The organism is Paenibacillus planticolens (genome assembly GCF_013141725.1).
In the GTDB taxonomy this organism is placed as follows: domain Bacteria; phylum Bacillota; class Bacilli; order Paenibacillales; family NBRC-103111; genus Paenibacillus_E; species Paenibacillus_E planticolens.
Genome location: NZ_WHNZ01000015.1, coordinates 284,210 through 309,132, shown reverse-complemented (window position 1 = coordinate 309,132; position 24,923 = coordinate 284,210). Strand labels below are relative to the sequence as shown.

The 24,923-nt window shown below is 45.3% G+C and carries 18 protein-coding genes; all 18 read right to left on the bottom strand.

All coding sequences use genetic code 11. The features are described from left to right. Nucleotides 1-5: 5 nt before the first annotated feature. Nucleotides 6-287, bottom strand: coding sequence for a BMC domain-containing protein (locus GC097_RS07500; protein ID WP_171682688.1), 282 nt, complete (start codon nucleotides 285-287; stop codon nucleotides 6-8). 114 nt (nucleotides 288-401) lie between these two features. Then, entirely contained in the window at nucleotides 402-1,832 is a 1,431-nt protein-coding gene (locus tag GC097_RS07495) for an aldehyde dehydrogenase family protein (protein WP_446686394.1), read from the bottom strand. Beyond that, nucleotides 1,829-2,131 (bottom strand): EutN/CcmL family microcompartment protein, encoded by a 303-nt coding sequence (locus GC097_RS07490; protein WP_171682686.1) that lies wholly within the window; start codon nucleotides 2,129-2,131, stop codon nucleotides 1,829-1,831. The genes GC097_RS07495 and GC097_RS07490 overlap by 4 nt, the downstream gene beginning before the upstream one ends. After that, entirely contained in the window at nucleotides 2,128-2,883 is a 756-nt protein-coding gene (locus tag GC097_RS07485; RefSeq protein ID WP_171682685.1) for a hypothetical protein, read from the bottom strand. The genes GC097_RS07490 and GC097_RS07485 overlap by 4 nt, the downstream gene beginning before the upstream one ends. 19 nt (nucleotides 2,884-2,902) lie before the next feature. Beyond that, a complete protein-coding gene (gene pduL / locus GC097_RS07480; protein WP_171682684.1) occupies nucleotides 2,903-3,541 on the bottom strand; it encodes a phosphate propanoyltransferase in 639 nt (212 codons plus the stop codon). A 14-nt stretch (nucleotides 3,542-3,555) separates the two neighbouring features. Then, nucleotides 3,556-4,500: a DNA-binding transcriptional repressor DeoR gene (deoR, locus tag GC097_RS07475; RefSeq protein ID WP_171682683.1), complete on the bottom strand. Its 945-nt coding sequence runs from the start codon at nucleotides 4,498-4,500 to the stop codon at nucleotides 3,556-3,558. Between the two features lie 98 nt (nucleotides 4,501-4,598). Then, nucleotides 4,599-4,766, bottom strand: coding sequence for a XapX domain-containing protein (locus GC097_RS07470; RefSeq protein ID WP_147950771.1), 168 nt, complete (start codon nucleotides 4,764-4,766; stop codon nucleotides 4,599-4,601). 27 nt (nucleotides 4,767-4,793) lie between these two features. Beyond that, on the bottom strand, nucleotides 4,794-5,183 hold the full coding sequence (locus GC097_RS07465; protein ID WP_171682682.1) for a cytidine deaminase: 390 nt from the start codon (nucleotides 5,181-5,183) through the stop codon (nucleotides 4,794-4,796). Nucleotides 5,184-5,191: 8 nt separating this feature from the next. Continuing rightward, on the bottom strand, nucleotides 5,192-6,157 hold the full coding sequence (locus tag GC097_RS07460) for an ABC transporter permease (RefSeq protein ID WP_171682681.1): 966 nt from the start codon (nucleotides 6,155-6,157) through the stop codon (nucleotides 5,192-5,194). Next, nucleotides 6,132-7,229: an ABC transporter permease gene (locus GC097_RS07455; protein WP_171682680.1), complete on the bottom strand. Its 1,098-nt coding sequence runs from the start codon at nucleotides 7,227-7,229 to the stop codon at nucleotides 6,132-6,134. Before GC097_RS07455 ends, GC097_RS07460 begins: the two co-directional genes overlap by 26 nt. Further along, nucleotides 7,226-8,761, bottom strand: a complete 1,536-nt coding sequence (locus tag GC097_RS07450; protein ID WP_171682679.1) for an ABC transporter ATP-binding protein — start codon at nucleotides 8,759-8,761, stop codon at nucleotides 7,226-7,228. Before GC097_RS07450 ends, GC097_RS07455 begins: the two co-directional genes overlap by 4 nt. Before the next feature lie 91 nt (nucleotides 8,762-8,852). Beyond that, nucleotides 8,853-9,920: a BMP family lipoprotein gene (locus tag GC097_RS07445; RefSeq protein ID WP_171682884.1), complete on the bottom strand. Its 1,068-nt coding sequence runs from the start codon at nucleotides 9,918-9,920 to the stop codon at nucleotides 8,853-8,855. A gap of 1,110 nt (nucleotides 9,921-11,030) precedes the next feature. Beyond that, nucleotides 11,031-11,909: a hypothetical protein gene (locus GC097_RS07440; RefSeq protein ID WP_171682678.1), complete on the bottom strand. Its 879-nt coding sequence runs from the start codon at nucleotides 11,907-11,909 to the stop codon at nucleotides 11,031-11,033. Nucleotides 11,910-11,939: 30 nt separating this feature from the next. After that, nucleotides 11,940-12,854 (bottom strand): TIGR03943 family putative permease subunit, encoded by a 915-nt coding sequence (locus GC097_RS07435; RefSeq protein WP_171682677.1) that lies wholly within the window; start codon nucleotides 12,852-12,854, stop codon nucleotides 11,940-11,942. Between the two features lie 41 nt (nucleotides 12,855-12,895). After that, a complete protein-coding gene (locus GC097_RS07430) occupies nucleotides 12,896-13,999 on the bottom strand; it encodes a permease (protein WP_246294033.1) in 1,104 nt (367 codons plus the stop codon). A 45-nt stretch (nucleotides 14,000-14,044) separates the two neighbouring features. Further along, nucleotides 14,045-15,229, bottom strand: a complete 1,185-nt coding sequence (locus tag GC097_RS07425; protein ID WP_171682676.1) for a HupE/UreJ family protein — start codon at nucleotides 15,227-15,229, stop codon at nucleotides 14,045-14,047. A gap of 91 nt (nucleotides 15,230-15,320) precedes the next feature. Next, nucleotides 15,321-16,970, bottom strand: coding sequence for an S-layer homology domain-containing protein (locus GC097_RS07420; protein ID WP_171682675.1), 1,650 nt, complete (start codon nucleotides 16,968-16,970; stop codon nucleotides 15,321-15,323). A gap of 75 nt (nucleotides 16,971-17,045) precedes the next feature. Next, the gene (locus tag GC097_RS07415; protein WP_171682674.1) at nucleotides 17,046-24,497 is read right to left on the bottom strand and encodes a DUF4073 domain-containing protein; all 7,452 of its coding nucleotides are present in this window, start codon (nucleotides 24,495-24,497) and stop codon (nucleotides 17,046-17,048) included. Between the last annotated feature and the right edge of the window lie 426 nt (nucleotides 24,498-24,923).

Genomic DNA, 24,923 nt, shown 5'->3' with positions numbered 1-24,923 from the left:
TACGACTACTCCGACTTGGATTGCGGCAGAACGATTTCCACATCGTTGTGCGGTCTAGGAATTACGTGTACGGAAACAACTTCCCCTACTCTGCGTGCAGCTTCGGAGCCTGCTTCTGTAGCTGCTTTAACTGCTCCTACGTCGCCGCGTACCATAACTGCAACAAGTCCTCCGCCTGTAAGTGTTTTACCGATCAGCGTTACGTTTGCAGCTTTCACCATAGCGTCCGCAGCTTCAATTGCCCCTACAAGTCCTTTAGTTTCGATCATGCCTAATGCTTCTTTCATATTCGTTATTCCTCCTGTATGTTGGTTTTGTTGGTTTATGGGTTGTGCTGGATTACTTACGGCACTTACGGCACTTTGGATAGTTCTTCGAGATGTTACGGCTCTTGCCATCCTCTATGTCTCCTTAGCCACTTGCACAGATCTGCGTTTTCTAGTGAACGTGCGTGCGGAGGTTAATCCTTCGCCAGTAGGACCGGCGATCGTTAATGTCGTAAACCCTTCGCCGCCGAAGCCGAGACCGGCATAAGACGGACCGTTTTTGACAAAAATCGTAGCCTGAAGCGCCTTCGCCATTTTCGACAAATTCGTGATATTCTGCGAATGCATGATCGCCGTATGACGATTTCCCTTTTCAGCTTTGACAGCGTATTGTATCGCCGTATCCACATTGGGAACACGTACAATCGGCAGAACCGGCATTAGCATTTCGGTATACACAAGCGGATGATTCTCCGGTGTCTCAGCGATAATGAGTTTGATAGATGCATCTGCTTGAATACCAATAGCTTGCAAAATGTGGCTGGCGTCTTTCCCTACATAGTCTTTGTTGGGGAAATATTTCTCCTTTTCAGGATGTTTCGTCAAAATAACGTCGAGCAGCTTCGTTAACTGGTATCCTTTTAACTCATAGGCACCGTTCTTGAGCATCTCCGCTTTTAGACCGTTTGCCACGGATTCAACGACGAAAACTTCCTTCTCCGCTGTACATAGAACATTATTATCGAAGCTGGCTCCCAGCACGATATCTCTGCCTGCTTGGCTTAAATCTGCGCTTTCGTCGACGACAACTGGGGGATTCCCCGGACCCGCCGCGATCACCTTCTTGCCAGAAGTAAGCGCTGCTTTCACGACAGCTCCGCCGCCGGTTACGACCAACGCCTGAATGTTCGGATGCTTCATCAATTGTTCGCTCGTATCGAGCGTAGGCAGCAGAACGCTGGTGAGCATGTTCTCCGGACCGCCTGCGTCAACAATCGCTTGGTTTAACAGCTGCATGGCCTTGATGGAAACTTTCTTGGCACTTGGATGCGGGTTGTACACGACTGCATTGCCTGCCGTTACCATCGAGATACTATTGTTAATAATCGTCGCGGCAGGATTAGTTGTCGGTGTAATTGAGCCTATAACGCCGAATGGCGAGCATTCGAGCAAGGTCAAACCATTGTCACCGCTGAATGATTGTGTAAATAAATCTTCGATGCCAGGCGTCTTTTCCGCGGCAAGCTTGTTTTTGGCAAGCTTATCTTGCACTCTTCCGAGACCGGTTTCCTTGACTGCCATCTCCGCCAATTCCGCTGCATGAGCAAGACTGGTTTCCCGCATTTTGCGGATAATGGTTTCCCTCTGAGCAAGGGATAGCATGGCGAATTTCCTGAACGCAAGGCTTGCAGCATCGACTGCTTCATCGACTGTTGCGAACACTCCGTGCTCATAAGCGGCATGAGCGGCTTCTGGAGCCGGAGCGGCCGTTTCATTCTGCAGATTACTGATAACTTGCGCAATGATCGCCCTAATATCTGCTTCAGAAATACTCAATTCATTCACCTCATTTCATTTTTACTGAATGTGATCTCGCCGTGCAGCTCAACGGTATCGACAATGGCGATGATCGTAGCATCTACCGGCACGCCTTGCGTAATTTTCGTTTGTCTGGCCGAACTTCCGCTTACCGTCATGACAATTTCGCCTTTGCCCGCATGCACAGTATCGATAGCGACAAAAGGCTTGCCATCCGTCGCTTGCGTAACCATATCGACCGGCTCAACAATCAACAGCTTCTTGCCGACAAGTTTTTCATCTTTGGTTGTGGAAACTACCGTGCCAATAACCCGGCAAATGTTCATTTATTCCCCTCCTGACTTTGACGCCATGTAAGTCCGAGCAATTTCGCCTCTTCTTTCGCGAGCGGCGTCATAAGCACATTAGCAGAAAGGGAGATTTCCGTTTCACCTTCATTTACCCAGTCTCTCACATGCTTCGCATGAATGAGCGGCCTTTTGGCGCTGCGCGGCGTTAGACTGAGCTTCGTCACCTTGACAGCCAAATGCTTCATATACACAACATGAACCCCGTACTTGCTAAGGAGCTGCAAATGATCGGAAACAGCGTCTTGGATAGCTGGTGGAACAGACAGTTTATCGCCCCCTGTCGGGAGCACGTAACTGCTGGATACAACAGCTTCTTTGCCGCTGACCAGGGCATTCACAATAACGCCGGACGACGGTTCATCATCGATTAATGAAGCAATTTTGACGAGCGTACCGATCGAAAGGACGGGAAGCACCACGATGTCCGCTTGCTGGACAGCTTCGGACCAACGCGATCTGTCGCTTCCGGTTAATACAATTTGCTCATAGTTAGAATCGGGTGCCGATTCATATACGGGTAGCGGCGCATCCCCGCAGTAAGCAACGATAACCCGGGCGCTTGCCGAAATGTCAGAGATCAACTGCTTCACTTCCGCAGCATGGCGTTCGTCCGCGACAACGATCATAACGGAATTGCGAACGGCCGCAGCAGCAGGCTTTTCTTTCTTTAGAAGAAGCTCAGTCACGACTTCGCGAACGATTCTGGAAACCGTTTCCTCTAAGCTCATGGTTTCTCTCCTTCACAACTTACTTGAGTAGTATACCGGTTTGGCCATTTTTTATATGGCCCGCATTCGCCTCGTCAAGATCGATATGCATTTCCAAACGGTATTTCTCGGATACCCGGATCAGAACATTGTCCAAGATCATACCGCGTGGACCCTCAATCTGGATCTTGACGCGATCTCCATTGCTCACTCCGAACAGAGCAGCATCGGAAGTATGCATATGGATATGACGAGCGGCGGCAATGACTCCTTTGCTTATCGTCAGCTGTCCTCTGGGTCCCTGAATGACGATGCCGGGCGTACCCTCGATATCCCCCGAATCGCGAATCGGCGGGTTTACTCCCAAGGTGAAGCCATCAAACAGCGAGATTTCGACCTGGGTTTCACCCCGTGCCGGACCAAGAATGCGAACGCGTTCAATCGTACCTTTCGGTCCTATTAATGTGACCGTTTCGTTGCATGCGAATTGTCCAGGTTGAGACAATTCTTTCATTTGCGTCAATGCATCCTTGGAACCGAACAGCCGCTCGACGGCTTCCGGCGATAAGTGAATATGCCGATTGGATACACCGATAGGAATACGGGGTTGCGAATTCATTTGTTCCAAGGTATCTTTCACCATCTGACCGATCATCTCGGCCAATTCTTCTTCCGTCATGATACTTTCTCCAATCAGGCCTTATATTCAAGCAAGTACTTGGCCGTAAATTGATCGGTAATCAGCGTATTGGTATATTTCCCACGAATAGCGCCGTAAATCGCATCCACTTTCTTCACGCCACCGGCGACGAGGACTGACCTTTCCTTCTTTCTCAACTCAACCAAATCGATGCCGATCGTGCGGCGGTCCAACTCTTCGCTGCAAATTCCGCCCTCCAGATCAATGAATCTGGAACATATATCTCCAACGCCCTTCTCATGAATAACTTCCAAATCCGAAGTGGAGAAATAATTAGCTTTCATCAAAACAGAGTCTTCCGTGGGAACCCCCACCGTGAACACCGCAATATTGGCTCGCTTGCCCATATCAAGAATTTTACGAATATGCCGGTCAGCCTCTATAGCCTGCTTAACAACGGTATGATCGACTATAGCCGGCAGCGGCAAGAGATGTGGATTTGTGTTATACGCCCCGCCGAAAAGATGAATAATCTCTGAAGCGTACGTATTATACTCCGAATAGCTGACACCGCCGTTCAGCTGAACAACAGCCACATCTTTCACATGCTTGTTCTGCAGTCTAACGGCTACTTCATATAGTGTTGTTCCCCAAGAAGTCGCAATGGTATCTCCGTCTTTCACGACTTCATACAAAAATTCCGCCGCAGCCTCGCCCAAATATTTCTTGACGATGGACTCCTCGTACTGAGGAACCGACACAACAATGACCTTCTGCAGCTTAAATTGTTCTTCTAATTGAGATGCTAGATTCTCATTGTTTTCCGTGGGGTCCATAATCTTGATTTGGACAATGCCATCCGCTTTTGCTTGCTGCAAAAACCTCGAGACTGTGGGGCGAGATACCCCTAGATGCTTGGCAATGTCCTGTTGGCTATAATCCAACTGATAGTACATTCTGGCTGCATCAATGATTTTATCCAGTTTTTCTCCACCCATAGGTCTCCGCCCTTACAATTATACTGAAATATTGCTCATCACTATTTAACATAATTTCAATATAATTATAAGGAGAATTTGTATAAAAGACAATCATTTTACGAAATAACCCGATGCAGCCATTCTACCAGCTTGCCTCCGACATATACGCCCATTACACCCATCACAGCTGAAAACACGGGCGGGGCAGGCAACGGAAGACGAACATACTTAAATACAACACCTACAAATGCTCCCGCTGCAAACGCGAGAATAACTTCTTTCATGATAATCCCCTGCTATTCTTATGAGATTTATTCTTGCTGCATTTTGAATCCGAATGGAAGCAGTCCATCCACTGTCGTTTCATATCTGTCATCTTTTAAATTGGTTAAAACAACAGGCATCGAACCTTCACACAACTCCAACATCACTTGGCGGCACGCTCCGCAAGGGGAGACAGGACCCTCGGAATCTGCAATAACGGCCATAGCTTCGAAATCCGTTACACCCTCCGAATACGCTTTGAAGAGTGTCGTTCTCTCCGCACAGTTGCATAATCCATAGGACGCATTTTCCACATTGCAGCCAGAGATGATCGTGCCGCTCTTTGTCCTAATCGCCGCTCCCACTTTAAAACCCGAGTACGGTGTATAGGCTTTTAATCTTGCTTCCCTTGCCGCTTCGATTAACTCATCGTACATAAGCTCATTCACCTCTGTCCTTTTTCATATGGTTTCCCAAGGGCTGCCGGAGCAACCGCTCGACCGACGAATCCTGCAAGGATTAGAATCGTTAACGCATAAGGGAAAATATAAATGAAATCGACAGGAATGTAGTCTGTAATCCCATATACTTGGAAAACGGATTTGAGTGCGGAAGCAACCCCGAAGAACAAGGCGGCGAACAATCCGGATATTGGTCTCCATTTTCCAAAAATCAATGCTGCCAGTGCAATATAACCTTGACCGGATATGGTATTGTGCGAGAAATTGCTCGTCGTTGTCAGTGTAACTACCGCACCGCCCATCGCGGCTAGCGCTCCGCTCGCCATAACGGCCATGTAACGCATTCTGGATACATTGATCGCAAGCGAGTCAGCTGCTTTGGGATGCTCGCCTACGGCACGAAGCCGCAAACCGAATGGCGTTTTATAAAGAACGAAGGCTGCAATTGCGATGAGAATAAAAGCCAGGTAGCTGGTTGGATAAGCGCTAAAGAGCGCATGGCCCAGATATGGAATCTTAGAGAACCAAGGAATATCCCACTTAGAGAAAACATGCTTTAGCGTAGGCGTTTGCGCAGAACCATTCAGCAGCACCTTGCACAGGTAGATCGTGAGCCCTATAGCCAAGAAGTTGAGCGCTACGCCGCTGACGACTTGCTCCGCTTTGAAGGTTACGGAAGCAACCGCATGAGGCAGAGAGAACAGCGTTCCTACAATAATGGCAGCCAGAAAGCCAATCCATGGCGACAATGCTCCGCCGCCCCACTGCGTTTCTGCAAAATAAGTTACGATAGCTGCGGTGAACGCCCCCACCGTCATCATACCTTCCAAAGCGATATTCACGACGCCTGCTCTTTCGGAAAACAAGCCTCCGAGGGAAGCAAAAATCAGTGCAGTCGCAAAGACGATGGTTGTGTGCGTCAATTCACTTGCTAATTGTAGGATTTGCACGGTTACTCACTTCCTTATTTCTTTTTGCAAATAACTTCAACAGCCACTTTACGATGCCGCTGGCAGCAACGAAGAATATAATGAGCGCGATGACAATGTTCACCAATTCTTCCGGTACGCCTGCGCCGAACTTCATGCCCGATGCTCCAAAGGTTAGAACCCCTAAGAGAACTGCACCCAGAATAGCGCCTAGCGGTGTATTTCTTCCGATTAATGCAACAGCGATCCCCATCATGCCGTATCCCGGGAATGCCGTGTTGACCGATTGATAATGGAATACGCCCAATACTTCACACACACCGCCGACTCCCGCAAAAATACCACTGATAAACATCGCTTTTATGATATTTTTGTTGACGCTGATACCGGCGTATTGCGATGCTTCTGGATTAAATCCTACGGCCCGCAACTCGAACCCTTGTTTTGTCTTCCATAGAAGGATATAAAACAAAACGGCCAATGTAAGGGCAATGACAATGCCATAATGAATTCTTGAATTTCCGAACATTTCCGACAAACCTTGCGAAGAGAGCCAAGCACTTTTATCGACAAATTTCGATCTCATTTGCCCTTTTTCCAGCAAGAACGTTTTCACGAAGAAATTAGATAAATAAAGAGCAATCCAGTTCAGCATGATTGTCGTTATTACTTCGTGTACGCCGCGTACCGCTTTTAGATAACCAGCGATAGATCCCCATAAGCCTCCGAGCAATCCTCCCGCGATGATCGCTAAAGGAATATGCAAGTACCACGGCAGGTGCAGCTGAATGCCGACAAAACTTGCAGCAAGCGCGCCCATGATGAATTGTCCTTCAGCCCCGATGTTGAAAAGACCTGTACGGAAAGCAAAGGCTACCGACAATCCGGTAAAGATCAGCGGTGTGATTTGACGAATGACTTCGCCGATACTGTTTAAGTCTCCGAATGACTTATTGAATAAGGCTCCATACGCTTGTATAGGATTGTAATTTCCAATGAGCATAATGACCGCTCCGAAAAGTAACCCTAGGAAAATGGAGATAAGAGAAATTAACGAGGATTCTTTAAACAACCATTTGATGACCCTGCTCATGCGCTCTCCTCTCCTCCCGATTTGCTGCCTGACATCATTAAACCGATCTCCTGCTCGCTTGTCTTTTTCGGATCGACAATACCAACAATGCGCCCCTCGTACATAACAGCGATTCGATCCGACAAATTCATAATTTCATCCAGCTCCAGCGAGTACAGCAGTACCGCTTTCCCTTTATCCCTTTGCTCAATCAGCTTTTTATGAATGAACTCGATAGCTCCCACATCAAGCCCCCGAGTTGGTTGCGTAGCTATTAATAAATCGGGATCGCTATCGACTTCCCGAGCTATAATCACTTTTTGCTGATTACCTCCTGAAAGCGCTCTTGCTGGCGTTGTTTCACTAGGTGTGCGCACATCATACTCGGAGATCAGATCTACTGCATGATGATTGATTTTGTCATAGTTAAGAAACAGGTTTTTATTGTATTCAGGGTAAAAATAGTTTTTGAGCACCATGTTTTCACTTACCGTAAAATCAAGCACAAGACCCGTTTTGTGACGATCTTCTGGGATGTAGCCAACCTTCGATTCCGAAATTTGACGCGGCTTTAAGTTATGAATCGGCTTGTCTTTAATTAGAATTTCTCCGGATTCCACACGTCTTAATCCGGTTATGACTTCAATTAATTCTCTCTGTCCATTGCCTTCTACGCCGGCAATCCCCAGAATTTCTCCCTTTTTAAGCTCAAAGGATAAGTTTTTTAAGGCCAAAATTCCCCGGTTATCCAAGGCTTGGACATTCGATAACTTCAAGAATGAATCGCTTGGATTCGCATCCTGTTTCTCAACGGAAAAGCTTACTTTCCGTCCTACCATTTTTGCAGCCAACTCATCTGGCGTTGTGTCCTTCACCGTTACACTGTCGATGACTTTCCCTCGACGAATGATGGTCACTCCACTGCAGACAGCCATAATTTCTTTCAGCTTATGTGTGATAAGAATGATCGTCTTGCCCTCATTCACCAAGCTGCGCATGATTTCCATCAATTCTTTGATTTCTTGAGGGGTTAATACCGCTGTCGGTTCATCGAAAATCAAAATGTCAGCACCGCGATAAAGCGTTTTCAATATTTCCACACGCTGCTGCATGCCCACTGAAATATCTTTGATCAGCTGATGCGGTTCTACTTGCAAACCATACTTGGCTGACAATTCCTCGACTTTGCGAACAGCCTGGGCATAGTCGATCGTAACGCCTTTGGTAGGCTCCGTGCCAAGAATGATATTCTGAACGACGCTATAGGGTTCAACGAGCATGAAATGCTGATGAATCATGCCGATTCCCAGTTCAATCGCTTTTTTCGGATCTTTAATATCTACTTTCTGCTCATTAATCAAGATCTCGCCTTCATCAGGCTCATAGAGCCCGAAAAGGATGTTCATCAAGGTTGACTTTCCTGCACCGTTCTCGCCAAGCAGTGCATGAATTTCCCCCTTTTTCACTTGGAAACTGATAGAGTCGTTGGCTACAATGCCGGGAAATCTCTTCGTTATACCGCGCATCTCAACAACAGTTTGATCTTTCCGCATATGAATATCACCCATTTCATTTGCTTACTTTATTGTGAGTGACAAGGCTAGTTTAGGAATACAACTAGCCTTGTCAGGAGATAAGAACTGATTATTTTGCCGTAGGGACTGTAATTTCTTTGTTAACGATTTTCACTTCATACTCATGAACTTTCTTCAAAATATCCGCAGGGATATTCGGATTTTTCTCTGGCAGGCCAACACCATTTTCAGCAAGACCTAGATCTTGAACTTTACCGCCTTGGAAATTGTTTTTATCCAGATCCGTAGATACTCGAATGACCGCTTCATTCACTCGTTTCATCATGGATGTCAATGTTACATCATTACCAAACGTTGTGGATTGATCTTTGTCTACGCCGATAACCCAGATGTCTTTATTCTTTTTCTTACGCTCGATAGCTTCGTTAAACACGCCATCGCCTGTAGATCCGGCAGCATGGAAAATGATGTCCGCGCCATCGTTGTAGATCGTTGCAGCAGCCGCTTTACCTTGGTCAGGTGCATTGAATGCGCCTGTGTAGTTAATAACAACCTTCGCATTCGGATTAACCGCTTTCACACCAGCAACAAAACCTAGTTCAAAGCGTTTGATAACCGGAATTTCCGCACCGCCGACGAATCCGATTTTGTTCGTTTTCGTCATTAAGCCGGCAACAACCCCTACCAGGTAAGATCCTTCATTTTCTTTAAACGTTACGGATTCAACGTTTGGCGCATCTACTACGGCATCAATAATAGCGAATTTCGAATCTTTATTAGCATCTGCTACCTGCTTCATCGCATCACCCATCATGAAGCCGATACCCCAGATCAAACTGCGTTTGTTCTTAACGAACTGATTCAAGTTTGTTACATAATCAGCATCGCTTTGGCTTTGCAGGTAATCAACCTTGCCGCCTGATTGGCTTTCGAATGATTTAAGTCCTTCCCAAGCACTTTGGTTAAAGGAGTTGTCGTTAACGCCACCGATATCGGTTACCATTCCGACGGTTAAACTGCTTTTTTTGCCCGCTGCTGCCGGTGTTGCCGCTGATTTGTCTGCTGCCGGTGCCGCAGTTGAAGCCGTATTGCTAGTTGTATTGCCTCCACATGCTGTCACAAACAATGAAATCATAACAACGCTCGCCATAGACATAACCCAGCTTTTTTTCTTCATACTCATTTCGTTAATGCCCCTCTCTATTTGTCAGTTAAATCCGTCATGCAAAACCTTGAAGCTTTCATAAATTACAGCGCTTACAATTCCTAGTTATTAGCTCCTCCTTATTAGATTGTTGAAATAAAGAAAAATTAATAATTAACATTGTTTCACAAACTCATTATATGACACCTCTGAACATATGTAAATACTAAATATTACAATATTTTATTAAAAGATATCGCTTACAACTAATTTTAGGACAGTTATTCTGACTAACCCGAATTACATCGGCTGTTTTTCTGAAATTTCGTCATGTTATTAATTTTACATTTGAGCAAATGCAAAAAAAAGGACCTAGCTTGCGGCTAGGTCCTTGTCTAAACTCGTACGCTGGAGCGTGGGGTAGGTCATGGGGAATAGGGTTCCGACCGTTTCAAATACGGACGCGGTCGCTTCTCTATCCCCTACCCTTCCCCTTATTGTTCTACTTTTCGCCGCCTTCGACTTCTCTTCCCAGGTGATGGAGTCCTATGTCTCATCACGTTCCGGACATGGCGGCCGTTATATTTGCGAAAAACGTCGTGCCTCTCTGCTAACGGACACCCTAATCCTTATTTGCCGATATTGGGGCGAAATCAGCCCCCAAGTTAGCAAATAACAGCGCTGGTGTCCATTACATGTCCGAAGAGGTCCTTTCCCATCGAAAAAGAACCTCTCTGTCCGTAAACATCGCTCATGTCCGAACTCCAATACGTATACATTGGGAACCCCGCTTCCGGGTCCCCATCGTCACACATAGGGAACTACAGGGCTCTATTCCGGCGAGAAGCGAGATTTCGGGCGCCCGAGGGTAACTACAGGGTCTTATTTCACCAAAACGCAATAACTATCTGCTCAAATGGCAAAATAGCAGACTCTAGTTCCCTCTCCTTCACGCAAAGGGGTCTTTTCAGCAAAATAGCGCCCTGTTGTTCCCCTCCCAGCGAGTCATAGGGACTGGGGCCGTCCCTGCATGAACGAAGTGGCAAGCATCGCTACCCCCATGCCTTAAATTCTCCAATAACCAAAAAGGGCCATTCGCTATGGAACGCCCTTCTTGATACACTATTTTATTGCATTACGTTCTTATTTCACAGTGAAAGTACCTTTAAACCCGCCGGGTTCCACGGTGTACTCGTAGGTACCAGGCTGCGGATTATTCATCAGGAATACATTGTCGCCCGGATTTAAACTAGCATCAATGCCCAGGATAGGCGACTTGAGTTTCAAGCCTGTTCCCGCGTTCGCATTCACATTGACGATCGCTTTGATCATCTGCTTCGGCTTGAATTCCGTATTTTTCGGACTTATGCCCGAACGGTTAACCTGAATGTTGGCAATTTGAAGATCATTTTTTTCATCGACAACAGCAACCTGAGTTTGAGGTTGGCCAATGGCGCCAATTTGAATATGGTTTTTTTGCAGCAGAATGCCCACCCCGAAGACAACGAGGACCGCCGCAAGGATAATGGTGCCTTTGTAGGATGCGGCTGCAGGCTTGGCTTTATTTTTACTACCTTTGGTCGGCTTGGCCTTTTGCTCAACACGGTTCGACTGCCATTCCATCCATTTCTGTGTAAGAAACATAAAGATGAGAAACACCGTATCGGCTGCAACAATAACTTTATTCGAAACGATTAGCATAACGCCTAACAGCACTCCTGCCATGGCGCCTAGACATCCAATCAAAACACTGTTGATGGCGGATTGCAAGCCATTCGGTCTACCTGAGATAAAGCCCGATATGACGGCAAACAGAGCCGCTAATGCGATCGAAAGCAAAATATTCGCTTGATAAGCTTGCGCCGATACCAAACCAAAAGCCGCGCTTGCTACGAACGCAATCATCATGGCGAATAAGGACCCCATCGTCCCCTTCAGCTTATCTCTCATTCGAAATAAATAGAAAATATTATAACCTGTATACAGCGCGATAATCACTAAGCTTCCAACATTCAACAGCATCCAATCACCCCTTGAGCCCAAAAATTAACCTTACAATTTAGCAGCGAAATCCCAATCCGGGTAGACGTAAGGCACACTCGGCGCTGTCGCTTTATCAATTTTATCGATCATAATTTTCATGACCTTTTGCCCGTGATACGTGGTTTGATCGATAGTTCCGGTCACCGTAATCCAAGAATCATTGGCATACTGACCTGCTTGAGCCGTTTCCGCGATAATGCCGTACGGCGAAATATCCGCAATACAATGCGTCATACCTAATCTTCCGATAATGAACTGCGAATCAGGCATGCCATCTTCACGATAAACGAACCCTGTAATTTTGATTGGCTTGCTTTGGAAATTGTCTACAAACGTATTCAGCGCCTGCAATTTTTCGATATACCATTGGTCTTTCATCTCAACTTGATCCTGCTGATAAAGCAGCATGCCGAGCTTCGCATAGTCGCGGTTATAGATAGAAGTCTTAAACTTTTCTTTCAATGCGGGATCTTCATTGCCATCCAGTTCAACCAAATCGGCGGGAGCGGTACTTTGATTAAGTGAAACGCCTCCCAGATTCATCCCTTTCTTCTGAGCCAAGGAACCAGCAAGCGCGGTATTCGGCAGCACAGCCCCAAACACCAGAGGAAGGAGAAATAAACTGTATATAATGACGTTTTTCCCTAATGAGGTTGGAAGTTCGTGACTGTGTCCGTGATCGTGATCGTGATTGCAATCGCATACGATGACCGGTCTTTTCAAGGAAACGATCGAGATGTACAGCTGAAAACCGCCAACAATAAGAAGCCCTCCTGCGGCGATGTCTAAATAGATCGTGAGTTTCGGCGTTACATACAGCAGGATCTCTCCCGATACCTCTAAATACACAATTAAAGCCGCGAAACCAAGCAATATAAACGCTCTTAGAAAGTTGTGTATGACGGCGGCATTCATTTTTATCATAGGATAGCTCATCCTCCAGGCCAAGATCGTGAAGATAGGAATTATTTCAAAATAAATCCTTCCAGGAGCAGTGTGCCCCCATATACAAAAATAATGACAAGTACGCTAAGCAAAACAATAAATTTTTTCTTGAAAACAGCGGACATCATCAAAAGCCCTTTTAAATTCAACATCGGTCCGAAAACCATGAAAGCAACAAGCGAGCCTTTTGAGAAGGTCGTCAGGAAAGATTGTGCGACAAAAGCATCGGAAGTAGAGCATAGAGAGAGTATAAATCCAAGGCCCATCATTAATATATTGGCGCTTCCCTGCCCATGTCCGAGCGCAACGAGACTATCTCTGGATACAAACGTCTGAAGCAGACCCACCAGCAGCGCACCAAACAGTAAAAATTTGCCCATATCGAAAAACTCGAGCACGGTGTGGCCCATCATTTCAACCAATTTATTCGTTTTCGGTTGATGATGGTGATGGTGGCGATGGCCATGATGATGATGATGATCATGATCATGGTCATGATTGTGAGCCCCATGATTGTTTAACGTTTTTAGCGTCTTCTTAACCGGCTTCGGCTCTGCGGACTCTTTCACTTTCAGCTGATCCGGGTTCACGAATTTATACACGATCAATCCAACGATCAAAGCTACGACGAATGCTAATCCCATACGCGAATACGTAATTTCGGGATGGGAACGGAAGGCAACAAAAGTAGACCAGAAAACAATCGGGTTTAAAATCGGTCCAACCAGAATGAACGTTGTGGCTACATACAAAGGCATGCCTTTTTCAATCAGCTTTCGAATAGCAGGAACCATGCCGCATTCGCAAATCGGGAAAATAATTCCTAATATACTGGCGGTAATGATCCCCAAAATCGGATTTTTGGGAATGATTCTTTGGATCGCCTGATCAGAGACAAACACTTGAAGCACGGCTGAAATGATCACGCCGATCAAAATAAACGGCATGGCTTCCAAAATGATGCTGATAAACATCGTTTTGAAAATTTGCAGCTTCGGATTGTTTAAGACTGATCCTGGCGCCGTGGTAGAGAAGAAGTATAATAGCGCAATAAAAGCCAGACAAAGGCCGGCGAGCATATTGCTGTTCCACATGGTTTTTTTCTGCACTATCGTATTCTGCAAGGAACTTCCCCCTACTCTTATTCTTGATATGAATCATGTTTATAATTACGCGACAAGCCTTTCTACCAGCCAAATACCGCCTAGCACAAGCACGACGCCGGACGCCGCGATAACGGCCCGTCTCGATAGTTTCCAACGATGGAAGTAATACAGAAGCGGCAATAGTATAGCGACAATTGAAATTTGCACAGCTTCGATCCCCAGATTAAAGCTGATTAAATCAACAGCTAATTCGTTTTTCGGGATGACCATTTCCTTCATAATATCGGCGAAGCCCATACCATGAATCAAGCCAAATAAGAAAGTCAACACCCAGCGGTGGCTGACATTTTTACGGATCATGTTATCCAAGGCAACATAGCAAATGCTAAGCGCAATGGCAGGCTCTACAATGTAAGCAGGCACATTAATGATTCCCAATACCGTTAAAGTTAATGTTAAGCTGTGAGCAACCGTAAAAGCCGTAATCATCGTTGCATACTGTTTAAATGACTGTCTGGCAATGAGGAGCGAAAATAAGAAAAGCAGATGATCGTATCCAGATAAAATATGATGCATCCCAAGCTTGAAAAACGACAACCATCCTGAGCTCACTTGCGAATTCGCAGCTGCATCTTGCGGTTGCGCATGATTATTTGCAGCACTTTCCGCTTGCGCAATATCTTGATAGAAAGTTGAGTATTCATCAGCCGTCATCAGCATAAGCCAACTGCGGTCTTTACCGGATAATGCAGCGGTACTCTTTTGAGGTCCGTATACAATAGCTAACAAGTTGACATAATTCGTTTTTGCATCATTAACATACTGCACGTCTGTCAAAGAAATGGAATCCGTTTCGGACACAGGAGGATACAACACCTTGAGTATCACTTTCGTTGCGTCACCTTTGCGATCAAGAACAAAGCTTTCCACTTTCGTCCATTCTTTAGGCTGATCGTTAATTTTCAAAGTGACACTGTTCTTAACCATCGCTTCGATCTTATCTTTCATCGCATCGAATTCTTCCTGCTCAATCATATGGTTATTGTTGGTGTCGCCTCCAACCAACTCGATTACAGATAACTCATCTAACGCATAAGTCATCTCCGTTTGCGTTTTCGTTAGCGTAAGTGTCGTATAAGCAGCGCTATACGCATGGGCTTCAACCATTTGCTTGAAGGGTAGAGCGAACAGAAACAATGCAAGCAGCAACGACAAGGCTAGACGAAGTGAAGGTTTAGACCGGAACATGATATTCCTCCATTAAATAATTGATTTGTAAGCATGAGAATGCCATTCTTGCGAATGGCATTCTGTCTGTTTCTATTCTTGAAATGAGCTTTTAGTTCGATAAAACGTTGTAAATGACCTGAGCTGCTTCGGCACGTGTTGTAATGCCTTTCGGATCGAATACACCCGCGGAGCGCCCTTGCACCAAATGAAGCGCAGCCGCTTGATTCACAAACTGGACGGCCCAAGCCGAAACGTCCTCTTCATCGGTGAACGATGTACCAGCCGCCGCTTGGCTGCCATGGACAGTGGCGTATGCGCGCATCATCATCGTAACCATTTCCTCACGCGTTATTTGCGCGTTCGGATCAAAGATAGTTTCGCTCTTGCCATTCACTACACCTGCTTTTACCGCGCTAGCAATTGTTTCCGCATACCAATCGGTTGCTTGCACATCCGTGAATGAAAGCTGTCCGGATCCGGTAATCTTCAAGGCTCTGACTAGCAACGATGTAAACTCTGCACGCGTTACGCTGCGTCCTGGCTCAAACGTTGTTGCGCTTGTTCCGTTTACAATTTGTTTTGCCGCAAGTTCCTTGATGACGTCAGCAGCCCAATGTCCGTTCGGAACATCCGTGAATGCTTTCGTCACTTCCAGTACGGCGTACTTGCTGAAGTGACTGATTTGCGCAGTCATTTCTCCGTTGCTGTATTTTCCGCCGATAAATTCGAGCTTGCCGTCATCGGCAATATAGTAAATTCCGGCTAATTTCGGATTAATCGAAGCGTCCACTTTCAAATGGATCGTAATAGGCTCGTTGAATTTCGACAAACTCGCGATTGTTGAACCATCTGACTTCGTGAGAGATAGCGAGAAGTCATAAACATCGCCGGCAAGCTTAATATCCGCTTGGGATTCAGCTTGTCCTTTCGCGATAGCGTCCTTCGCGGCAGCAGCCGATAACGGCTCGAACTTCAAAGAGATCGTACTGTCTTTCAATGCATCCGCTGACAGTCCATCCGTCAACTGCTTAATTAAGGCAACAGGTATATCTAAGGTTAATTTATCCGATTGAATCTCAAGCTGGTTTAGACCGAGCAGTTGGGCGCTATTAGAAGGCAGCGCAACCTGCTTCACGTCTGCCGATACGGAAACGATCACTTTGCCGTTTACTGCCGGCTTGCCCATTTCTTCAACCGTTATGACATGTTTACCATCTACATCTGGATTTGATTGGCCTACAGGACCACCACCACCACCACCGCCGCCGCCAGTTGGCTTACTAGCGATCTCAACTGACTTACTAATGTTTACCGTGTGTGATGTCTCCTGATCCTTATTATTGGATATATCGACACTTGTTAGTTGAACCGAAGCCGTTCCTTTATTCAAAGCTTTAAAGGTCAATGTACCTAAAGACAAAGTTTCACTTTTTTCGGCATTATCAAAATATTCTGTATGCACCAATGTAATTCGACCTTGTGCTTCAGAGACGTCCGTAAAGCCTGAATCATTCACTTTCGAGCCACCTTCAAACTTCAAAAGGCTAGGATCATAGTCAACATTTACTTCGTAAGCATGCACATCAAGAAGATTGCTGCCTTTAATTTCAACAGTTATTCGATCATCTACAGTAGGTTTGTCATTTGAGACATTAAGGGTAAAAGATGCATCATTAGCCGCGAAAGCGAATTGCGGAAGCAGCAAAAATACGAGAAGCGTTACTACTGTACTGCATGAAAGAAGTTTACGTATATGCATCATAGTAAGGCATTCCTTTCTTTAAAGGCTTTGGAGGAAGGCATATCCGCCCTCCCCCAAAGTCCGGAATTTAACTTATTTGCTGGAAACAATTTTTCTAGCAATGATTGCAAGATCCTGAATATCTACTTTTCCGTCATTGTTTATATCTGCTTTTTTGTAGGTGTTCCAGTTTGGATCAGCAGATGTTTTACCATAGTACCTCGCTGCGATACCTAAGTCTGCTATGCTGATTCTACCGTCTCCATTCAAATCTCCTGGCTCAGCGATATTGATCGATGACGTAAATGTAAGCAATGCCGAATTCAGCGCGGCAACAGCTTGGTCGATCACAGACTGCGCAGCGGATTGATTGTCTGAAACAGCTTGAGCGCTGTTAATCGCTGTAAGCAGGGCATCCTTCGTACCTGCCGGATATTGACCGACTTTGGTTCCTTCTTCAGCAGCGGCAAGCTTAGTCTGAGCGTCTGCGATTAATGCGTTCAGTACAGCCTTATCGATGATGGCCGATATTTGTACGCTGTGGGAAACGCCCGCCACTTTGGTTTCTCCGAAATCTCCTTCAGTAAGAACCAGATTGGAGAGAGTTATTATTGCTGTCGTATCTTGCGTGATCGACGGCTTCACTTTCCAGCGCAGCTGCATCAAATCGCCATTCCTTACATTGGCTGCGCCTACGATGGCAGCAATGAAACGAATTTGCCCTGGTTTCACTTGTTGACTTACAATCTCGAATTCATTATTCATCGCGCTGGCAGATACGAATTCAACTTGTGTCGGATCATAAGTGAATGTTATATCCTGGGCATAAACATTGCTTGTTACATTCGATAAGCCATAAGCCAGATCGATTGTACCGCCAACTAGAACACGGTTGGATCCAGTTAAGGTCGGATTGATGGCATCCAATCTGCTAGACACTGTTACATCACTTGTTGCTGTTTTGCCGCCGTCTACGGTCGTTACCGTAATGGTTGCTGTTCCGGCACCTACCGCCGTTACTTGACCACTGTCATCAACATCGGCTACGTTCGGATTATTTGACTTCCATGTTACCGCAGGATTGGTCGCATTCATCGGAGCTACCGTTGTAGTTAGAGTTTGAGTGTCTCCAACCATAAGAGCAAAAGTACTTGGTGCCAAGGTCACTCCTGTTACAGCAATCGTATTCTCCGTAAACGTAAGAACCGTAGATTGACCCGCTGGTATTGCTCCATTGGCTTTCACACGTACTTCCACGATATGATTGCCGCTTAAGTTTGGAGCCCCTGCCGCGTTGTATGTTGTCCACGCTCCGCCGTCAATGCTGTATTCCATCGTCGCGTCAATGCCAATTATCTTGTTGTTCACATCGTCGGCCGTTACGTTAGGAGCTGCAGGCGCTTGCGCATTTCCTGTAAAGGTCAACGTTTTGCTAAGCCCTGGCATGACATCTCCAACCGCACTCACACGAACCTGAACCGTGAAATTACCATCCAGCATAGGCGGAGTTGCCGAGTTGTAAGCTACCCAACCTGAGTTGTTGATATTGTACTCCATGGTTGAATCAATACCCGTTATGACCTTATTCGTATCATCTGCGTTCACAGCAGGAGCCGGCCGCAGCTGAATACCGGTAACGATAACGTCATCAAGTCTGCTCGTACCGCCAGTTGCAATAGTCGCCCCGGCGTTAATCGCATTATTTGATGCTAGAAGCCACCTTACATACAAAGCAGATTGGTTATTAGCTGCGGGTGGCAGCGTCGCGTTGTCCAAGGTGACAAAAGTGCTCGCTGTTGTTATTGTAATCGCAGCATTAGGAACGTTGGACCATGTCGTACCATCCAAACTATATTGCAGCTTAAATTCCTTCGGTCCGGTTCCTGAACTGGTTTGTTTCGAAGTCACTTGGATATAGGAATATCCAGAAGCATCGAATGATGCCAACCAGTACTTATCTCCAGCTGCATCCCATCCGGAAGTACTTACTGCTTTACTTCCACTAGTAGTCGGATAACTAAACGCTCCTGTCGGTCCTACAACAGATATTGGCTTGGCCGTAGCTTTTTTCAGCCCACTTGAAGCATTAGTCGTACTGTCCTCAAAATCCCATTTCACCAGGGTCGGCGGAGTAACAAGGTTGCCGCTCGCTACCGAGACATCGGCCCATCCGGTAATTTTATTTGATCCGTCAACAGATACAATGAAGATATGCTGGCCTGGACTAGCGAAAATATCCGTATTAACGACTAACGGTTTCGTGTAGTCAGAAGCTATTTCTCCAATTGCAGGTTGGTACAAGGCATTCGCTGCACCCACCGCATATTTCAACGTACCTGTTGGAACTGCTGTAGCTTTAGTTCCCAATGTACTGCCTGCCGTCCAAGCAAAACCGGTTAACGCAGGAGCAGCTGTACTGAAATACAAATTCTTGATTTGACCTGCAAGCACACTGCCAGTCGCCTTAACACGGACCTGAACATTATGCTCGCCGCTAAGATTAGGAGGTGAGGATGCCACATAAGGATTCCAGCCCAATCCATCGATATTGTATTCCATAGTCGAATCGATACCGACAATCACTTTCGCGCCAATATCGGCTCTAACGTTCGGTTTCACCGGTATGACATTGATCACGGCCGATGCCTTAAAACCTCCATCGAGCGACTCAGCACTAATCGTTGCCGTTCCAAGACCTACGATAGAAACGACGCCGTTGTTTACCTTGGCAATAGCCTCATTGCTCGAACTCCAAATAACAGTCTTAATCGTTGCATTTGCCGGCAATACACTAGCTATAAGCGTAATATCCGGATCGCCTGGCGATACTGTCGCTGAATTTTTGTCCAGTTGAACGCCCGTTACCGGGATGAGAGCATCAGTTTTAATCAATTCTCTAGTATCGCGTACCCGAATCCTTGTACCTTCGGAGAATGCTCCGGATAGACCGATCGCCGAGAGCTTGTCCCCAATCTTAAGTTTCGGTATCGGCACTCCGCTTTGGCTTGCAATATAGCCGTCTACGAATACAAGCACACCGCCTGAACCGTCATCTAAGACGTAGGAGCTGTCATCCGGAATCGCTGTAACTTGCCCGAAGACTTTGACCAATTGTCCCATATTTTCATCTAAAGTCGCATTTTTCGTAGATAAAGATTTGGGTTGAATTGGCGAACCCGAACTTATTTTAACAATGCTGTTAGCAAATTTATCAAACTCAAGCTCAAAGTTGTTCTCAAAAATTTTGATATGACCATAAGCTCTTATCGTGTCTCCGACTTTCAAAGATCCTTCCGGAATTTCACTGAAAGCCATGATTCCGCCAGTATCATCTTGTACATAAACGGCATCATAGAACACTCCGGCACCGGAAGTTACTTTACCTTGAACAACGACTTCCGTATCGGGAGCAAGTTTGCGCGCATCGCCGATCGAAGTAACTTTGGTATCCAGGTGACCTAACCATTTCATCGCGTTAAGGGCAAAGTCCCCGTTATCATTAGGGTCCGTACTCACTTTCAATTGATTATCATTAAAGATATTCATACCCGCAATGAAAAGTCTGCCGCTGCCGATCTGCTCAGCCGCCACTAGAGGAATTTGCGAACCTCCTGAGCTTCCTGACCCCACCTTATAGGAAAAGCCTCCTGATGGCGCACTCTGTTGGAACGTTGCTTCGTTACCACGAACCAATATGGAAACATTGTTCGTATCCACAAGTGCCGCTCTTGCTCCAGCGTTATTACGAGCAAGACTCGTACCACTGTAAAAATCCATTACTGAAACAAAATCAGTTAAATAATTGTTCAGAGGAACCGGATGTGCTCTTACCGCGTATTCATTTCCTGTAATTGTAGCCCAGAAATTACCCGCTCTTGAATCATCATAAATCGTGTCACCATTGAATAAAACAGTGGACCCTACACCTGATAATAAATTATTGAGTGCCGTCCCATTGCTTTTTTCTGATACGAAAACAGATCCGCCGCCAGTTATAAAGTCTTTGATTGCGTTAATCTCTGTCGTTGAATACGAAGTAGCTGGATGGGTTAGCATAAGAATCTTAGTGCCTGTTAATGCCGCAGAAGTTATGGCTGTCGTATTCTCAGCTATTGTATAGCCTTCTTTGCGCATCATTGAAGTAAATGTCGTCAAATTATTCGCATATTTACCTGTATCTGTCGATGTATTCTCATTTTGATGCGTGGAATCAATCAGTACCTTGATTCCCAGTGGAGGCTTGATTGTAAAGGCTTGTTCAAATTTATTTTCTCCGATATTATTTCCGTCCCCTGCTGTAAGCACGACAATGATCTTGTGATTCCCTGCAATCGGGTTAGCCCAAGTCACTTGTGCCGTAGCGGACTTATTCGTCTGAAGCTCGCTAATAACGGCTTCACCGATTTTATTTCCGATATCTACCGTATCATAGTAAAAACTTGCGTTTAGGTTACTGACATTGATAACACCAAGATTGCTGATGCTAGCCGTTAGCGTAGTTGGAACTGCTCCGGTAATCGATCCTTCCGACGCAGTCACGCTGCTAACCTTAACATACAGATCATCTGTTGGAGACCAAATTGGGGCAGAATAAATGCGATCCCCGTCTTTTTGCGTAACACGTACAACAAACCATTGTTGGCCGCCAACGACATTCACTGTGGGTTTCCAATTTAATGACGTTTTTGATCCAGACGGACTAATGGTATCCACAACTCTGCCGCCATTGCTGACGATTTCAATTTTATCAATGTTATCGTTAGACGCTGTCTTCAAATAGCTGTATTTCGGATCACTGCTATTTTCCGAAACAGGGTCGCTAACATTGATATCGAATTGCAATGTTTTTGTGTCAGTAATGGAACCCATATACCAACCGCTTGCCGAAACATCCAATTGCGCATTTGGATCTTCACTGAAATAAACGCGCATTTTACGCATAGAGTCAAGTAAAGACTCTTGTGTTAGATCTTTGGACACGATCACTGTACGTTTTTTCGTTTGTCCCCAAGTGGCGTCATGATTGTCTTCGCCATAAGTCGGCGCCACATGCCATCCTAAGTCAAGCGCACTGAACAGTTTATCTTCCGCATTCGCATATCCGTAGTGACCGGAGCCATTTCCTACTTCAAGCATGGTGAAGAGTTTATCGACTTTTTTATCGTAAGGAATAAAATTATCGAAAGCATTGGCTGACATCGCCGGATGATTAAACTGGGCAACGATGTTATCGTAAGTCAGAACCCATGCATAGTAATTTTGCAAGTTCTGATATTTGCCCCCGTCTTGCATACGATCGATAAAGTCAGTCGTACCGAAAACGTTGGAATGTCCCCAAGTTGTTGAAGTCATTTCAAACGCCGGGAACACGACAAATTCACCGTCTTGCGTATATTTCTTCGCTAAATCTTTGGTTAATTGCCAATCCGAACCGCCTGAACGCTCTGGCATGCCCTTGTGATCAACGGTATCCTTATTGACCAGAGAAGAATCGATATCGTGTGAATGGTCAGAGAAAGCAAAAAAGTCATAGTTATAATTCTGAGAAGCTTTCAATGCATCTTCCGGACTACCGGAAGCATCATGTGAAATATTCGTATGGTTGTGCGTTGTCCCGCGATAATGATTCCCGCCTGTAAATCTTTGGGCAACCGTGAATGTCCAAGAATACGTTGATTTATTGCCAACCTTATCTTTAGCTTCAACTGTTACGGTGTTAGGACCTTCCGGTAAATCATCCGCTGTTGTCAAGTTAAGTCTGATTTGATCTTCTTTTTTAATCGCTTGATTCGTGAAATCTTTGCTGCCGATTGTGATTTTGGCGGTTAATGCATCTACGCCGCTCAAATCAAACATAGAAACAGAGATTTCAGGATGTTTGGTTTCTATTGTATCTCCGTTAGCAGGAAGCGCATTGGAGAATGTCGGGCCTTCGGTATCTGCGCCTACTTCAACTGTGTAGGGACCGACAGATACGGTTTTATCCCCTTTTGCCTCAATATAATAAACGAATGTTGGAATAGGAACACTCGCTGCCGGGATCGAGCCATTGTAATTCACAGCGTCTGCTGAATTCATAGCAATCGATTTATAGGACGCATCCCCGACAGCTTTGTAATACAAGGTTACGGTGTCCGCATTTTTGACAATCGCCGAGAAAGGAAGATCGACATCCGGAATTCCTTTGGCGAGCGGGGTGTGCGTTACACTGACTTCCCCTCTAATATCAGAGATGTTTCTAATCATCAAATAATAGCCGGTTGTGTACGGAGAAGTAACTTGAGATTGCCCAACGATACCTGTAAATGTATAAAATGAGTTCAAAACTAGCTCATTACTCGGGTCAATTCCGGTTATTCCCAGAACTTTTACAATGGCTGTTTTGTCTGAAGCATCAGCCACCGTTACATTGTAGTCTGAACCTAATTTAGTAACAGCTGTTACTTTCCCGTAGAATTTAGTTAAGTTTCCTTCTAAAGGCTCTGCTGAACTAAAAGAAGTTAAGTCCATAATTTGAATGGTTTTTGGGACAGGAGCAGTAGCAGTTCCCAAGTCCGTAATGCTGTTCGCTATAAAACGCGTTTGGCCCTTAGTGAATGCAACACGTCCGGAAATTTGCAGGTTATGACCCTTCGCGATGGTTATAGAAGGATTATTTAAACCGATGACATTTATTCCGCCGCTGGAATCTTGAATGTAAAAATTGGTGTTTTCTGTTCCAAGTACTTTGTTCTCAGCGGTCACTACACCCGTAATCGTAGCTGATTTCCCTAAATTTGTTGTCAACCCATTAGCATCTACTTTTTGGAGCGCATTAATTGTTGTACTTCCCAAGTCAACTGTACTTGGACCGACTGGGTAGGAAGAGTTTCTTGGATTTGGCGACTCAAAAACAAAATCATTCTTGTTGTTTTTAGAATCCCAACCGTTTCCATCACCAGATACGTCAGGTTGCAAACCTGTGTTGGTTAGACGGAAATAAGACATTGTGGAAACATTGGGATTAGCGATAGCAACTGTACCCCATGAGTCCGTTGCCGTTCCATAGCCGATGAAATCAACGACAGCAGCATCCGAACTGCCACTTATCGCGGTCTGTTTTGAAGCAATTGCAAGCTTTGCTCCAGCAGCACCAAAATTCACGCTACCCGAGGCAATAACATCAGGATTTTGCAGATCCAATCCCACTGTGTTGGATTGAGCCGTACATTGAATCAGATAATAACCATTAGCAGGAATCGATCCCGTTAATTTAGTTATTGTAGAGAAAGCACCTGTCGCTGATGTATTCTGCAACGACCATGTGCTTACATCTACTGGACTATTGGTCGGATTGTATAGTTCAACGAACCTGCTTTTATAAATACTTGTGCTGTTGCCGATGAAGACCTGACTAATGACAACATGATTAGACTTACTTGGGGCAGCCGCTTGAGCCTTCGGTACATTTACAATGAAACCAGTTGGAAGAATCATCGTAATAAATAAAAGAATCGATAGCGCAAGGCTGTACCATTTCTTATTCTTTGCTAGTATATGTAGCAATCTTACTTCCCCCTCACAAATTCCTTTTTTTGAAATTCAAGTAATTGCAATATTGACCGAAATTTGGTAAGTTAAGGAAGGCCCTCTTTTACATGGCAAAAAAGCCTTGACAAAAGATGCCGCCATAGCCGTCTATCAAAGCGCCTCGCCAAAAGCCTATTGATAGCGGCTTCTTTTTTTGTTTCTCACCCCTTCTTGAGAACGTTTACTTGCTAAAAAATCTCATGAATGGAAAATTTTCAAACTTTTGATAATTATCAATTTTACATTTGATTATATTTAAACTATATGACATATTGGTTTGAATGTAAACCGATTTTTCTCGCTATTTCCTTTACAATTCATTAAAATTTTGAAAATTTGAATGATTGAAAATTCGCATATGTTCACCACTATTTTCTACCATATTACACAATAGCCAAGGTG